Source organism: Pseudarthrobacter sp. H2 (genome assembly GCF_050157045.1).
Lineage (GTDB): Bacteria > Actinomycetota > Actinomycetes > Actinomycetales > Micrococcaceae > Arthrobacter.
In genome coordinates, this window is record NZ_CP189594.1 from 3,333,985 (window position 1) to 3,348,783 (window position 14,799).

At 64.9% G+C, this 14,799-nt stretch carries 14 protein-coding genes; 4 read left to right on the forward strand and 10 right to left on the reverse strand.

Annotated elements, in window-relative coordinates; genetic code table 11:
• Positions 1-8: 8 nt before the first annotated feature.
• Positions 9-782 carry a TIM barrel protein gene (locus ACQCSZ_RS15570; RefSeq protein ID WP_427004633.1) on the reverse strand — a complete coding sequence of 258 codons (774 nt, stop codon included), beginning with the start codon at positions 780-782 and terminating at the stop codon, positions 9-11.
• A complete protein-coding gene (locus ACQCSZ_RS15575; RefSeq protein WP_427004634.1) occupies positions 782-1,891 on the reverse strand; it encodes a Gfo/Idh/MocA family oxidoreductase in 1,110 nt (369 codons plus the stop codon). The genes ACQCSZ_RS15570 and ACQCSZ_RS15575 overlap by 1 nt, the downstream gene beginning before the upstream one ends.
• Positions 1,892-2,033: 142 nt before the next feature.
• Between ACQCSZ_RS15575 and ACQCSZ_RS15580 the strand changes: the two genes are divergently transcribed.
• Positions 2,034-3,050, forward strand: a complete 1,017-nt coding sequence (locus tag ACQCSZ_RS15580; protein WP_427004635.1) for a LacI family DNA-binding transcriptional regulator — start codon at positions 2,034-2,036, stop codon at positions 3,048-3,050.
• 236 nt (positions 3,051-3,286) lie between these two features.
• On the opposite strand, the gene ACQCSZ_RS15585 is transcribed toward ACQCSZ_RS15580, so the two are convergent.
• From ACQCSZ_RS15585 to ACQCSZ_RS15595, 3 genes are read right to left on the reverse strand one after another with little or no spacing between them, the layout of a single operon-like run.
• Complete coding sequence (locus tag ACQCSZ_RS15585) at positions 3,287-4,195, reverse strand: ATP-binding cassette domain-containing protein (RefSeq protein WP_427004636.1); 909 nt, start codon at positions 4,193-4,195, stop codon at positions 3,287-3,289.
• Positions 4,196-4,208: 13 nt separating this feature from the next.
• Positions 4,209-5,258, reverse strand: coding sequence for an ABC transporter permease (locus tag ACQCSZ_RS15590; protein ID WP_427004637.1), 1,050 nt, complete (start codon positions 5,256-5,258; stop codon positions 4,209-4,211).
• Between the two features lie 51 nt (positions 5,259-5,309).
• Complete coding sequence (locus ACQCSZ_RS15595) at positions 5,310-6,305, reverse strand: substrate-binding domain-containing protein (RefSeq protein WP_427004638.1); 996 nt, start codon at positions 6,303-6,305, stop codon at positions 5,310-5,312.
• A gap of 307 nt (positions 6,306-6,612) precedes the next feature.
• On the opposite strand from ACQCSZ_RS15595, the gene ACQCSZ_RS15600 reads away from it, so the two are divergent.
• Together ACQCSZ_RS15600 and iolB are read left to right on the forward strand one after the other, a co-directional pair.
• Positions 6,613-7,353, forward strand: coding sequence for a GntR family transcriptional regulator (locus ACQCSZ_RS15600; RefSeq protein WP_427004639.1), 741 nt, complete (start codon positions 6,613-6,615; stop codon positions 7,351-7,353).
• 47 nt (positions 7,354-7,400) lie between these two features.
• Entirely contained in the window at positions 7,401-8,315 is a 915-nt protein-coding gene (iolB, locus tag ACQCSZ_RS15605; RefSeq protein ID WP_427004640.1) for a 5-deoxy-glucuronate isomerase, read from the forward strand.
• Between the two features lie 25 nt (positions 8,316-8,340).
• Here iolB and ACQCSZ_RS15610 read toward each other — a convergent pair whose 3' ends face one another.
• On the reverse strand, positions 8,341-9,603 hold the full coding sequence (locus tag ACQCSZ_RS15610; RefSeq protein WP_427004641.1) for an MFS transporter: 1,263 nt from the start codon (positions 9,601-9,603) through the stop codon (positions 8,341-8,343).
• Positions 9,604-9,763: 160 nt separating this feature from the next.
• Between ACQCSZ_RS15610 and ACQCSZ_RS15615 the strand changes: the two genes are divergently transcribed.
• A complete protein-coding gene (locus ACQCSZ_RS15615) occupies positions 9,764-10,213 on the forward strand; it encodes a MarR family winged helix-turn-helix transcriptional regulator (protein ID WP_427004642.1) in 450 nt (149 codons plus the stop codon).
• Between the two features lie 91 nt (positions 10,214-10,304).
• Here the strand turns inward: ACQCSZ_RS15615 and ACQCSZ_RS15620 are convergent, their stop codons facing one another.
• The 4 genes from ACQCSZ_RS15620 to ACQCSZ_RS15635 form a co-directional block, all read right to left on the reverse strand.
• Positions 10,305-11,735, reverse strand: coding sequence for a sugar porter family MFS transporter (locus ACQCSZ_RS15620; RefSeq protein WP_427004643.1), 1,431 nt, complete (start codon positions 11,733-11,735; stop codon positions 10,305-10,307).
• A 30-nt stretch (positions 11,736-11,765) separates the two neighbouring features.
• Complete coding sequence (locus ACQCSZ_RS15625; protein WP_427004644.1) at positions 11,766-12,638, reverse strand: sugar phosphate isomerase/epimerase family protein; 873 nt, start codon at positions 12,636-12,638, stop codon at positions 11,766-11,768.
• A 70-nt stretch (positions 12,639-12,708) separates the two neighbouring features.
• Positions 12,709-13,722, reverse strand: a complete 1,014-nt coding sequence (locus tag ACQCSZ_RS15630) for a Gfo/Idh/MocA family protein (protein WP_427004645.1) — start codon at positions 13,720-13,722, stop codon at positions 12,709-12,711.
• Positions 13,723-13,762: 40 nt separating this feature from the next.
• On the reverse strand, positions 13,763-14,680 hold the full coding sequence (locus tag ACQCSZ_RS15635; RefSeq protein ID WP_427004646.1) for a sugar phosphate isomerase/epimerase family protein: 918 nt from the start codon (positions 14,678-14,680) through the stop codon (positions 13,763-13,765).
• Positions 14,681-14,799: the final 119 nt, after the last annotated feature.

Below are 14,799 nucleotides of genomic sequence, written 5' to 3' on the forward strand. Positions count from 1 at the left end.
CGCCAGGTTCAGCGCTGAAGGGTGAACGCATCGCGGAAGGCGGCCAGGGCGTCGTCGCTGTCGTTGCTTGCCCACGCTTCCATGCCTACGGTCCCCTCATAGCCCGCATCGGCAAGTGCGCCGGCAATGGCTCTGTAGTTGATCTCCCCCGTGCCGGGTTCGCAGCGGCCCGGCACATCTGCCACCTGGATTTCACCGATGTGTGGCAGGGCCGCCTGGACCAGCCCGATCAGGTTTCCTTCACCCAGCTGGGCATGGTAAAGGTCGAGCATCAGCTTGACGTTCGGGTGCCCGGCTGCCTCCACGAGGGCAAGGGTGTCCTTGGCCCGCGCCAGCGGAATCCCGGGATGATCAAGAATGGTGTTGAGATTCTCGAGGCAGAATGTCACCCCATGCTTCTCGCCAAGGTCCCCCAGTCGTTGCAGGGTGCGCACACCGGTGGTCCACATCCTGCCCGTTGAGCGGAAGACAGGGCGGGCGGCTGCGCCATCGACCAGTTCCGCCGAATGCACCACCATCCGGCTGATGCCCAGTTCCACAGCCGTGGGTATGAGCAGTGCGGCTGTCCTGACCACGTCATCGGCCGTCGCCGGGTCCACCACGCTGCCGGCGCTGTACCCCGTCATCGAGGAGAACACCGCACCGGTGGCCTTAAGCGACGGGATGTCCTTGGTGCGCGAGTCCCAGAGTTCGACGTCGAATCCGGCGTTGTGGATGCGCCGGACCCGTTCGATGAACGGCAGCTCCGTGAACACCATTTCGGCGCAGACCGCGAGCCGCATCAGTTGCCGGCCTTCGTCGCTGCCGTCAGAAGAGCTCCGGGTAGAGCCACAGGCGCACCAAGTTTGACCGACTCGATGCAGGCCAGCGCCATCGCCAAGGCCCGGCGGGCGTCGGCGGCACCTGGGGTCAGCGTGAACCCGGCCTGCGGCGCCGTCCCGCCGTCGCGCCGTGCCCGGACATTGTCAGCAAAGTCGGCCAGTTCATCAGTGTAGGCCTGGCGGAAAAGTTCAACATTCAGCCGCGGCGTGTCGGCGGAAACTCCGTCCGCGGTGTACCGGCGGGCCGAGGTCGCGGTGCTCTGCCCCGCCTGGACCATGCCCTTGGACCCGAACACCTCGCCTCGGACGTCGTAGCCGTAGAGCGCACTGAAGTTCGCCTCCGCGACTGCCAGCGCACCGTTGCTGTAGCGGATGGTCACAACGGCGGTGTCCAGTAATCCGTGTTCCTTGAAATCTGGCTCCACCAGGGCATCGGCCACGGCGTAGACTTCCACCGGCTCGGCGCCCTCGTTGAACCAGTTCAGGGTGTCGAAGTCATGGATCAGCGTTTCGAGGAAGATGGTCCACGCAGGTATCCGGGCAGCGTGGCCGATACTGCCGGTGCCAGGGTCCCTGGTCAGCGAGCGCAGGAGCTGTGGCTGCCCGGCCACGCCGGCGGCAAGGTCACGCTTCGCGGCAGCAAAATCAGGGGCGTAACGGCGGTTGAAGCCGATCTGGAAGTGCACCCCGGCACGGTCCACCTCGAGCAGGGCAGCGTCCAGTTCGGCGAGAGTCAGTCCGGCCGGCTTTTCACAGAAGACATGCTTTCCGGCGCGCGCCGCCTGGGTGATCAGTGCGGAGTGGAACCGGGCCGGGCTGGCGATGATGACCCCGTCGATCTCCGGGTCGGCCAGCAGATCCGCCGCATCGGCCGTGACCTTCGCGACGCCCAGCCGGCCGCCCAGCTCCACGGCCGCGTCCAGCGCTGGGTCGGCGATGGCCTCAAGGACGGCTCCGGGAATGCGCCGGACAATGCTTTCCCCGTGGAATGCCCCCATCCAGCCGGCGCCGATGAGTCCCAGCCGGATGCCTCGTGCGGGTGTCCCTGCCTGGTTTTCGATGTAGGCCATGGGCCCGTCCTTTCCTCGTGCTGAAATCATCTAGATCGATCTAGAAGATGTGCTGCTCATCAGTTTTGCACAGCATCGGCGGAAAATCTAGATCGATCTAGTAGACTGGGGCAAGTACTTTCCGCACGACTCAGGAGACCCCATGACAGCGAGCCCCCGACCCACCATGGCGGACGTCGCGGCGGCCGCTGGGGTCTCAAAGGCGCTGGTTTCGATCGTGATCCGTGGGGCGGCCGGCGCCAGCCTGGCCACACGAGAGAGGGTCCTCAATACCGCCCGGGAACTCGGCTACCGTCCGGATACGCGGGCCAGGCTGCTGCGCAGCACCCGTTCCCGCCTGCTTGGCGTGGTTTTCAACGTGACCGAGCCCTACCATGCCGAGCTCGTTGAGTTACTCTACGAGGCCGGTGAGGCGGCCGGCTACGGCGTGACCCTGAGCGCGGCGGGTCCGCGGCGCAGCGAGCAGCGGGCCGTTGAATCCCTGCTGGACCTTGGCGCCGAGGCCCTGGTCCTGATCGCCCCCTCGACGCCGGCGGAAGGGCTTGCGCAACTGCCACTTCCGGTGATTTCCATGCTCCGCCCGGTTCGCGGCGACGCGGCCGGCAGTGTCTCCAGCGACGAGGACGCGGGAATCAGGCTCGCGATGGACCACCTTCGCGGGCTGGGGCACTCCCGGATAGCCCATATCGACGGCGGTCCCGCCGTCGGGTCCGCCGCACGCCGCCAGTCCTACCTCAGCCACATGGCGGATACCGGACTCGCTGCGGGCGCCTCGGTCTTCACGGGCGGCACCACCGAGGCCGACGGCTCCCGGGCCGCCCGCGAGCTGCTGGACGCGGCCGGACGGCCCGGCGGCGCCGCACGGCCCAGCGCCGTCGTCGTCTTCAACGATCGCTGCGCGCTGGGCGTGCTGGATGTGCTCGGCAAGGCCGGGGTAAGCGTCCCGAGGGACATCTCCGTGGTGGGTTACGACAACTCCCGGCTGGCACGGCTTGAGCACATCAACCTGACCTCGATCGGCCAAAATGGTCCGGAGCTGGCGGCGGCTGCCGTCCGCGCGGCCGCCGCCCGGCTGGACGGCGGCGCGGCCGAACACGTGCTGGTGCCTCCGTTCCTGGAAATCGGCGGCACCACCGCGGCCCCTGCCGGCTCGTCGTAGCGAATCTCCCTGCCGTCCGCAAAGCGGACGCTGAATCCGCCGGGCATGTTGAAGATCCGGCCCCGCGTCAGGGTTGGGGCGGTGTCGGCAAGGCCCGCGAACGCTTCAGCGAGCGAGACGCGACGGCGGCAATCACCTGGCAGGTGTGTGCCTGGAGGGATTCGGTGAATCGCCGGCGCAATGGAAAATCCCGGCCGGTGGCGTTGGCCATCAGCCGGGGGTTTCCGGGACATGCACTAACCGGGGAGGTGGCCGCTTGTGCCGGCCACTTCCGCCTTTACTGCTTCGACCACGTCGGTATGGCCGCCGAGCTCTTCGAGCTCGTGGGCGAGTTCTGCCAGTTCGGCGCCGCCGGCCATCTGCGCCGTCAGTTCTTCGATGGTGATGTCCTTTTTCTCGTAGTAGCCGATCGATTTGCCGCGCTTGAGCAGCAGGAACCGGTCACCGACGGGGAAGGCGTGGTGCGGGTTGTGCGTGATGAAGACGACGCCGAGCCCGCGGTCGCGGGCCTGCAGGATATAACGGAGCACCACGCCGGACTGCTTCACTCCGAGAGCGGCGGTGGGTTCGTCCAGAATCAGGACCTTGGCGCCGAAGTGCACGGCACGGGCGATGGCCACACACTGGCGCTCGCCGCCGGACAGCTGGCCGATCGGCTGTTCAACATCGCGCAGGTCAATGCCCATGTCGGCCAGTTCCTTTTTGGTGATGTCCTTCATCGCCTGGACATCCATGCGCTTGAACGGGCCCCAGCCAACAGTGATTTCCGAGCCAAGGAAGAAATTGCGCCAGATCGGCATCAGGGGGACGACGGCAAGGTCCTGATAAACCGTGGCAATGCCGGAATCCAGCGCCTCGCGGGGGCTGTTGAGTTTCCGCTCCTCGCCCAGGATCTTGAAGACGCCTGCATCATGCTGGTGCAGGCCGGCGATGATCTTGATCAGCGTGGACTTGCCGGCACCGTTGTCGCCCAGGACGCAGGTCACCCGGCCGTTGTCCACCGCCAGGGTCACATCGCTCAGCGCGATGATGTTGCCGTAGTGCTTGCCCACCTGGTCCAGGGAGAGCAGGTGGACGGGTGTGTGGGTCAGCGGGTCTTTTTCATCCTTGAGCAGCGTTTGCTGGTCTATGTGTTTGGAGTTCATGGTGTTCAGCCCCTTACTTGAGTTCTGCGCGGCGCTTGACGATCAGGTTCACGATGGTGGCCAGCAGCAGCATCAGGCCCAGGAAGAACTTGAACCAGTCCGGGTTCCACTGGGCGTAGACGATGCCCTTGTTGGCCATGCCGAAGATGAAGGCGCCGATCGCCCCTCCCACCGCCGAGCCGTAGCCGCCGGTGAGCAGGCAGCCACCGATAACGGCGGCGATGATGTAGAGGAATTCGTTGCCCACGCCTTCACCGGACTGCACGGCATCGAACGCGAACAGGTTGTGCATGCCCAGGATCCAGCCGCAGAAACCGACGGCCATGAACAGCCCGATCTTGGTCTTGGTCACCGGAACGCCCACGGCCCGGGCAGCGTTGGCGTCGCCGCCCGCCGCGAAGATCCAGTTCCCCACCTTGGTCCGGAGCAGGACCCACGAGGCCATGGCCACCAGGATGATCCAGGTGAACACGGTGTTTTTGACTTCAACGCCGCCGATGTTGACCGAGGAGGCGAAAACGGCCTGCGCCGATTTGAAGCCGTCCATGGTGGAAATCGACGGCGAGGAGACCGAGCCGCCGATCAGGCGGGTCAGGCCAAGGTTCAGGCCCGTCAGCATCAGGAAACTTGCCAGCGTCACGATGAAGCTGGGCAGTTTGGTCTTGATCAGGATCCAGCCGTTGATGAAGCCGATCGTCAGCGAGACCGCCAGTGCCAGCAGCACCCCCACCCAGACGTTGGTGGTGAAGTACCAGCTGAAAAGGGAGGCTGTCAGGGCCGAGCTGATCACTGCCACACCGGTGGAGAGGTCGAACTCGCCGCCGATCATCAGCAGCGAAACACCCACCGCCATGATGCCGATGGTGGAACTGCCGTAGAGCACGGTGGCGAAGGCGTTCGGCTGGATGAAGGTCTGCGAAACAATGGCGAAAAAGACGAACAGCACGATCGCGCCAACGAGCGCGCCGACTTCGGGGCGGCCCAGCAGTTTCTGGAGCGGGTTGCGCGTTCCCACGCGTTCATCGCCGGCCAGGGGCTTGGTGAGTGTTTGGGTCATGGTCATTCTCCTTAGCGCCTGGCCCGGGACATGCCCGGGCCAGGCTGAAAAAACTGCTTAGCGGACGCCCTGCTGGGCGAACTTGAGAGCATCTGTTGCCGCTGCCTTGTCAACAATGGTGGGTCCGGTCAGCACGGGCTGCCCGCCGCCGATTTTGAACCCGCCGCGCTTGGTCTGCCAGATGGCATCAACGGCGCTGTAGCCCTGGAGCCACGGCTGCTGGTCCACGGTGAAGATGACGTCGCCGTCCACGATTTTCTGCGCCAGTTCGGCGTTCATATCGAAGGAGGCCACCTTGACCTTGCTGTTGGCCGATGCGACGGCCTTGAGGATGGTCAGTGTGTAGGGGGCGCCCAGACCGATGATGGCATCAGCGTCGGCTGTTGCCTGCAGTTTGGCTGTCACGGTGGACGAAACCTGGGTCATATCAGTGCCGGTGACGTACAGGATTTCGGTGGCAGGCACTTTATCCTTGACGCCGGCGCACCGCGCTTCCAAGCCCACGTGGCCCTGTTCCTGGATAACGCAGATGGGATGCTTGAGGCCCAGTGAGGCGAGCTTCTCTCCCACAGCAGCACCTGCCAGTTTTTCATTGGATCCGAAGTGCGTGAACGCGCCCAGCTGTGCGGACACGGACTCGCCGGCGTTGAGGCTGACAACCGGGATTCCGGCGTCGGTTGCCTTCTTCAGGGCGTCCTTCAGCGCGTCCGGCTTCGCCAGCGTGACTGCGATGCCGTCGACCTTCTGGTCCACCGCCTGCTGGATCAGCTGCGCCTGGCGCCCGCCTTCGGGATCCGAGGTGTAGAGCAGCTCAACATTGTCCTTCGCGGCCGCCTCCTGGGCGCCCTTTCGGACGATGTCCCAGAACGTGTCGCCCGGTGCTGCGTGGGTGATGAGTGCGACTTTGAGCCGCGGGGTGCTGACTGCCTGGCCGCCACCTGCTGCGTTGCCTGAGTCGGCGGGCTTGCCGCCGGTGCTGGAACACGCGCTCAGGGCCACCATGGGCACAACGGCGGCTACGAGGGCCGCCTTCCGCCATGAGAACTTGGTCACGATAAATCTCCTTTGATTCCGACCTACGCCTGGTGCCACATTGCATCAGTCCGTATTCCGTCTACACCGATCTTCGTGACTCTGCTCACAGTTGTCAATAGTTTGTCCTGACATGAGGATGTTTTTACTTGATTCGGCTGGAGGAAATCTCAAGACCGAGGCCGGAGGTACGGAGGCAGGGCCTTTGATGCACTGTCTGGCCCTGCTATTATCTGTAAAACGGCAGTATGTCCTATCAAGCGAACATGCATCTGCCTTACTCGGGCACCCTGGACGCAGGAGCCCCGCTGCACCAAGGGAGAGCTCAATGGCGAATCAACTTAATCTCAGTATTGATCGCTCTTCGCCCGTGCCCCTCTATCACCAGGTGGTGCAGGGCATTGAAGCTGCCATCCACGCCGGGATCCTGGCACCCGGCAGTCGGCTGGAGAACGAAATCGACCTTGCCGCCCAGCTCAACCTTTCCCGGCCCACCATGCGCAAAGCCATGGACGAACTGGTCCGCTCGGGACTGCTGGTCCGCAAACGCGGGGTGGGCACCCAGGTGGTTTCCAGCCAGGTCCGCCGCCCCCTGGAACTCTCCAGCCTTTTTGACGACCTCAGCAACAATGGCAGCAACCCCACCACCGAGGTGCTGAGCTTTTCCCATATTGAGGCTGATGCCCCCACCCGGGAAGCCCTGCATCTGCCGGCGGGGGCCAGGGTCTACCACTTCACCAGGCTACGGAAGGTGGGAGGCAAACCGTTGGCCCTGATGGAGAACTGGGTCCGTGATGACATCACCACCATTGACGAAGCCCTGCTGGGATCCCAGGGCCTCTACGGAATCCTGCGCAACGGCGGGGTCAACTTCCGGCTGGCCTCCCAGCGCATTGGCGCCATGGTGGCCAACGACTACCAGGCACCCTTGCTCGAAACAAAGCCGGGCTCAGCGCTGGTGACCATGGAGCGCACCGCAGTGGATGACACAGGACGCATGGTGGAGACCGGGCATCACGTCTACCGCGCGGACTCCTACAGTTTTGAAATGACATTGGTCCAGCGCTAATCGCCACGGCAAAGCGCTGCACATACCGACCGAAAGAGAGTAAATCCATGGCCGACTGGGTATATCCGCTGGGAACTGCAGCCGAAGGCTGCTGGGACGTTTCGCTAGGGACGGCAGACTCCATACTCGAGGTGAAAGGGTGGGCACACACTGGGCTGAAGGTGGCGACACTGGCTCCCGGAGCCGCCGTCGAACTCCCCGCAACCGGCGAGGAACGGATAGTGATCCCGCTCAGCGGAGCCTTCACGGCGACAGTTGATGGCCAGGAGTTCCCGCTCGCAGGCCGGACCAGCGTGTTCAGCGGCCCCACTGATGTGCTCTACTCCGGCACGGGCAAGGCCGTCACCGTCAGCTCGTCCGACGGCGGGAGGGTGGCAATTGCCACCGCTCCGGCCAAGGTTTCGTACCCCACGCGGCTGGTCACCGCCGCGGAGACCCCCGTTGAATTGCGCGGCGCCGGGAACTGCTCCCGCCAGGTCCACAACTTCGGAACACCGGCTGCCCTCGAGGCCGACCGGTTCATCGTGTGCGAAGTGCTCACTCCTGCCGGAAACTGGTCCTCCTATCCGCCGCACAAGCACGACGAAGAAAAAGACGGCGAGACCCGCCTGGAGGAGATCTACTACTTCGAAACCCGGGTGACCACCATGGCAGACACGGCTGCGGGCCCCGGGCCGGACCCGGATGCCATCGGGTACCAGCGGGTCTATGCCTCCGACGAGCGCCCCATCGATGTCTCGGCCGAGGTACGCACCGGTGACGTTGTCCTGGTCCCCTATGGCTGGCACGGACCGGCGATGGCGGCACCCGGCTACGACATGTACTACCTCAACGTCATGGCCGGGCCCGGCCGTGTCCGCGACTGGCTAATCAGCGATGACCCGCACCACGGCTGGGTCCGGCAGAGCTGGGCGGGACAGGACGTGGACCCCCGGCTGCCGTTCGGCAGCCAGGGGTCCTAGTCCCGAGGCGGTCCGACCGCATCAGTCAGGCCGGCTGCAGTTCGGTGCTGTCCTGCTGGCTGTCAGCCGTGCCGGCGTCGGTGGGTCGGGGACCTTCGGTGCGTCCGGCGTCGTTCCGCTTGGCGTGAGCGGCTGCGAACGCCATCACGCCAAGGCCCAGCAGGGTGATGCCTGCACCGGCCCAGATCGGCGAGGTGTAACCGAGTCCGGCGGTGATGGTCACGCCGCCCATCCAGGCGCCGAGGGCGTTGCCCGCATTGAAGGCACCGATATTGGCGCCGGAGGCCAGGGTGGGCGCGCTGTTGGCGTACTTCATGACGCGCATCTGCAGCCCGGGAACGGTGCCGAACCCGGACCCGCCCAGCAGCACCAAGGAGGCGACGGTCATCGGCTGGTTGCTGGAGGTCAGCGCGAAGACCACGAGCACCACCACGAGGGCGGCGAGAACCACGAGCAGGGTGCGGTCCACGTTCTTGTCCGCGGCCTTGCCGCCGACGGTGTTGCCGATGAAGAGTCCGACGCCGAAGAGGATCAGCAGCCACGGCACGGTGGACGCGGCGAATCCGGTGACCTCGGTGAGCGTGAACGCGATGTAGGTGAAGGCGCCGAACATGCCGCCATAGCCGAGAATGGTGACCAGGATGGACAGCCAGACCTGGCCGGACCGGAAGGCGCGGAGCTCACCGCGGAGTCTGCCAGAGGCAGAGGCACCGGCAGAGGCACCGGAGCCCGTGTCGCCCGAGCCCGTTGTGGGCACCAGGGCGAGGATGCCGGCCAATGCCAGGACGCCGATAGCGGTGATCGCCCAGAACGTCGAACGCCAGCCCGCGGCCTGGCCCAGCATGGTGCCGAACGGGACACCCAGCACGTTGGCTGCCGTCAGCCCCGTGAACATGATGGCGATGGCGCCGGCCTTTTTGCTGGGAGCCACCATGCTGGCCGCCACCACCGCGCCGATGCCGAAGAACGCGCCGTGCGCCAGCGCCGCGATGATCCGGCCGGCCATCATCGTCCAGTAGTCCGGCGCGAGCGCCGAGACGAGGTTGCCGGCGATGAACAGCACCATCAGCACGGCCAGCACCGGCTTGCGCTCGAAGCGCGTCACGGCCGCGGTGAGGAGCAGCGCCCCCACGACGACGGCGAGGGCGTAGCCGGAGATCAGCCAGCCGGCCGTGGCCTCGCTGACCTGGAAGTCGGAGGCCACCTCGGGCAGCAGGCCCATGATGACGAACTCGGTGAGTCCGATCCCGAACCCGCCGAGGGCGAGTGCTATCAGGCCAATAGGCATGGAAGAGCTCCTTCAAAACTGTACGGAAAGTACTGCGAGGCGTAAGCTATTAGTTGCAGACGCGTTATTTATTGTTGCACAAGCAGGTACAGCGCGCAAGCAACTATTATGTGGAGTGTCCGCTTTTTGCGGCGGAGCAGGCTGATGAAGGGAAGAACTGATGGGCATCAAGGACGACGCCGTCGAAGTCCGGGCGCAAGGCTGGCGGACGCTGGCGGCCTTGCACGGGCTGATCGAGTCGGAGCTGGAGCGCTCGTTGCAGGCGGAGGCTCAGCTGTCCGTGGTGGAGTACACCGTGCTGGATGCGCTGAGCCGCCAGGACGGCTGGCACATGCGGATGCAGCAGCTGGCCCGCGCCACGGCGCTGAGCGCCAGCGCCACCACGCGGCTGGTCAACCGGCTCGAGGACCGCGGCCTCCTGACCCGGATCCTGTGCGCTGACGACCGCCGCGGGATCTACACCGAGCTCACCCCCAGCGGAATCAAGCTGTTGGAAGAGGTCCGCCCCATCCACGACGCCACGCTGGAACGCGCCCTGGCCGAAGCCCGGGAGGTGCCGGAACTGGCGCCGCTGGTCGACGCGCTCCCCCGGCTGCACGCCGGCGTCTAGTGCAGCAGCGCATTCCCGAAGGACATCAAAAAAGGCTCCCGGTTCACTGACCGGGAGCCTTTCCCGCACTTACCGTGCCGGCGGAGTCCGCCTAAACTGCGGCCTTGACTCCGGCCGCTGCCTTGAAATGGTGTTCCAACTCTTCAAGGCTCTTGCCCTTGGTTTCGGGGACCACCCGCTTGACCCAGACGATGGCACAGGCCTGGAGAACAACAAAGATCGTGAACGTTGCGGAGATTCCGATCCACGAAACCATCTGAGGGAAGAAGAACCCGATCAGGAAATTGATCATCCACAGCACAAACACGCAGATCCCCATGGCCACGCCGCGCACGTGGAGCGGGAAGATCTCGGACATGGTCAGCCACGTCACCGTGCCGATGCACGCCTGCATGGAAGCCAGGAAGGTCACCATAAAGAGCAGCACCAGGTAGGCGCGAAGGAGCCCTTCCGGGACGGCAAGGGAAATGATGGCAATGGCGAGCAGTGACGTCGCGGTGCCGCTCAGGCCGAAGATCAGCATGGATTTACGCGGAACCCTGGTCATCAGGTACATGCCCGCGATCACGGCCACCACAGAGGTGATGCCATTAAGCACATTCGCCAGCAGCGCCCCCTGATCGCCGAAACCGGATGAGGACAGAATGGTGGTGCCGTAGTACATGATGGCGTTGACGCCGCTGATCTGGTTGATCACCGCCATACCCAGCCCAACCACAAAAATGCGCCGGATCCACGGGACGGTCAGGTCCTTGAAGGTTCCCAGTTTCGATTGGTAGTCCTCACGGGCAGCCTGCCGCACTTCGTCGAACTCGGCTGAGACCTCGCCGGCTGCGCGGGTACTGCCTAGCACGGCCAGGACTTCGCCGAACCGGCCGGCCGAGGCCAGCCAGCGCGGGCTCTCGGGCAGCACCAGCATGCCGAACCAGAGAATAACGGCCGGAAGCGTGGCAATGACCAGCATCCAGCGCCACACGTGCATCGACTCCGGGAAGACATTTCCCAGCACGGCGTTGAACGTAAAGGCCAGGAACTGGCCGGCGACAATCATGAGCTCGTTCTGCGTGACGATCCGCCCGCGCTGGGCAGCCGGTGACATTTCGGCAAGGTAGACGGGGACAATCACGGACGCACCGCCCACCGCAAGGCCCAGCACCGTACGCGCCGCGATGAGCAACTCCGTGCTGGGTGCGAATGAACAGGCGATGGTGGCAAAGGCAAAGATCACGGCCAGGCCCATGATGGTCTTGCGGCGTCCGAACCGGTCGGACAGCCTGCCGGCACTGATGGCGCCGAACGCTGCCCCGAACAGGAGCGTTGAGGTGACCAGGCCTTCGGTGAGCGGTGTCAGGCCGAGATCCCGTTGCATGAACGGCAGGGCGCCATTGATGACACCGGTGTCATAGCCGAACAGAAGGCCACCGAAGGTGGAGAAGAGCGCCACGCGGCGCATGAAATTCTTGGGGTTCGCCGCGGTTTTTGGGGCTGGAGCCGCGGTCTCCAGGAGGGGTAAATTCGTCATGGTTCCTTAGGTGGTTGAAGAGCTCAGCCGCTATTGGACGCTTGAGACGTATTCCTTGATGGTGTTCAGCTGGTATCGGGATACCTCCCGGGCGGTGTCGTCCTCGGCAAAAACGCTGGAGACCATCACCGAGTCGTCCCGGCCAAGGAACCCGTTTTCGGACAGGCCGCCGAAGAACTCGTCCCAGTTCACGTCACCGTCCCCGAGCTTCAAATGCTGGTGGACGCGCGCGGCATTGCCGGGCGGATTGGTGATGTAGCGGAGGCCGTGGGAGGCGTGGTGGTTCATCGTGTCTGACACGTGGACCACACGAAGCCGGTCTCCCGCCGCCTGCATGATGGCCGACGGGTCGTCCTGCATGTGGAAGGTGTGTGAGGCCACGTAGACCATTCCGATGTTCGGCGAATTGACGCCACGGATCACGCGCAGGGCCGCCAGGCCCTGCTCGACGAAGTCGTCCGGATGCGGGTCTATGGCCACATGCAGACCCTCGCGTTCGATGATCGGAAGCAGCTCCTCCAGGGAGCGGTAGAAGGCCCGCTCGGATTCCTCCGCCCGCTCGGGACGGCCGCTGAACTCGGTATTAATCTGCCCGACGCCCAGGTCCACCGTGATCTGGATGGCACGCTTCCAGTAGCGGACGGCGGCCTCCCGGGCGTCCTCGTCCGGGCCCGACCAGCGCAGTACCGGCAGCACGGAGGCGATCTCGATCCCGGCGTCTTTGCTGGCCTTCTTCAGCTGGCCCACCAGTTCATCGTCGGCTTTAGGGTGATTGTAGAACGGGATGAAGTCCGCATGAGGGGTCAGCTGCATGTACTTGTAGCCAAGGTCCGCCACCACCCTGGGGAATTCCAGCAGGCCGTGGGTGTGGTGGAACGGTGTGGGATCGAGGGCAATTTTCACGTGTTTCACTCCATTGTGGGTCAGGCGGACAAACGGGAGGGGCGGCCAAGTCCACCCCTCCCGTCGTTCCTCAGCTGTACAGGGCGGGCTTGGCGTTCAGCTTCACGGCGACCTTTTCGCCGTTCTTCTGCGCTTCCACGCCGGCTTCGCAGCAGGCGGCGGTGGCGTAGCCGTCCCAGGCGGTGGGGCCGCCGATTTCGCCGCGGCGTGCAGCGTCCACCCAGGACTGGATTTCGACGTCGTACGCGGCGCCGAAGCGCTCCTCGAAGCCGGGGGTGACGGTGCCGCCCCAGCGGCCGGCGCTGCGGGTGTAGGGTCCCTTGTCCCCGCCGATGCTGACGATGCCGTCTTCGAAGGAGGCTTGGGTGCCGACTTCGTAGCCGAACTTGGCGTTGACGTAGATCTCGACATCGGCCAGGACGCCGGACTCGGTCTCGATCAGGACGTGCTGCGGGTCGTGCTGGCCGGCCGGGGCGTTCCGGGTGGCCTTGCCCAGACGGACCTGGACGCTGGTGATTTCCTCGCCCGTGAAGAAGCGGATCGCGTCGAATTCATGCACCACGGAATCGTTGATCAGCATCTCGTTGGTGAAGCCGGCCGGGGTGCTGGGGTTGCGGTGCTGGTGGTGCAGCATGAGCAGCTCGCCGAGTTCGGAGTCGCGGATGATTTTTCCCAGGGCGGCGTATTCGGCGTCGAAGCGGCGCATGAAGCCCACCTGGATGCGCTTGTGGCCCAGCTGTTCCTCTGCCTGGACGATCTTCCAGGCGGACTCCGCATCCGGGGTCAGCGGCTTCTCACAAAGGATCGGGATGTCCTTGGCGATCGCCGTGAGCAGGATGTCCTCGTGCAGGAAGCCGGGGGTGGCGATCAGGACGGCGTTGACGTCGCCGTTGTTGAGGGCTTCTTCGGCATCGGCCAGGGCGACTGCGCCCGGGATGCCTTCGATGGCTGCCTGGGCACGGGCGAGGTCGACGTCGACGACGGCGGCGACTTCCGCGCCGTGAATGCGGGTGTTGAGCCGCTGGATGTGGTCTGCGCCCATACGGCCGGCGCCGATGACAGCTACGCGAAGGGTTTCAGTCATTGTTCTTTCCTTTGGGTTCAGGAGGGTTAGTTGGCTGCGTCTAGTTGACGGCGGTGCGGGAGCCGCAGGAGAGCAGGTAGTTGCGGGTGCGCTTGGCGATCGGCATGGGGACGTCGAAGGCTACGGGGTACATGTCCTGCTCCACGATGCCGAAGATGGGCCGGTTCAGGGCCTCCACGGCTTCGATGACCGCGCGAAGGTCCGGCAGGCCGTTGGGCGGTTCGGTCATGACGCCGGCCAGGTTGGCGGCGGCCCAGGTCATGTTTTCCTCGTTGACTTGCCTGAGGATGTCCGGGTTGATCTGCTTCAGGTGCAGGTAGCCGATCCGGTCCGGGTATTTCTTGATCAGCTCAAGGCTGGAGGCCCCGCAGTACTCGGCGTGGCCGGTGTCCAGGCACAGGTTGAGGTGCTTGGGGTCGGTGGCCGCGAGCAGGGTTTCGATGTCCTCCTGTGCGCCGACATGGGAATCGGCGTGGGAGTGGAACTGCTGCTTCAGGCCGAAGTCCTCCAGCAGCGTCTGGCCCAGGCGGTTGTGGCCCGCGAACAGGTCGGTCCACGCCTTCTCGGAGAGTTCGCCGCTCTCGACGGCTTCGCCGGTGACGTCATCGCGCCACATGGCCGGGATGACCACGATGTGTTCCCCGCCCATGGCCGCGGTGAGTTCTGCAACCTTGCGGGCCGGCTCCCAGGCCGATTCCCACTCGTCCACGCCACGGTGGAACGCGGTGAACACGGTGCCGGCGGTGATCCTCAGATCGCGCTGCTTCAGTTCCTCGGCCAAGCGGGCAGGGTCCGTGGGGAGGTAACCATAGGGGCCGAGCTCGATCCACTTGTAGCCGGATTCGGCCACCTCGTCGAGGAACCGCTCCCACGGGGTCTGCTTGGGGTCATCCGCGAACCAGACGCCCCAGGAGTCCGGCGCGGTGCCGATGATCAGCTTGTTCTCTACTTCAGTCATGTCAGCGTTGTCTTTCTCGAGTCGTTCCTCGCGGGGCGAGTGGTCAGTTGGAGGGGAAGTTGTACGAGGCGCCGGAGGCGTGGGTGGGTTCGGCAGCGTGAGGTGACGACCTTGCCATG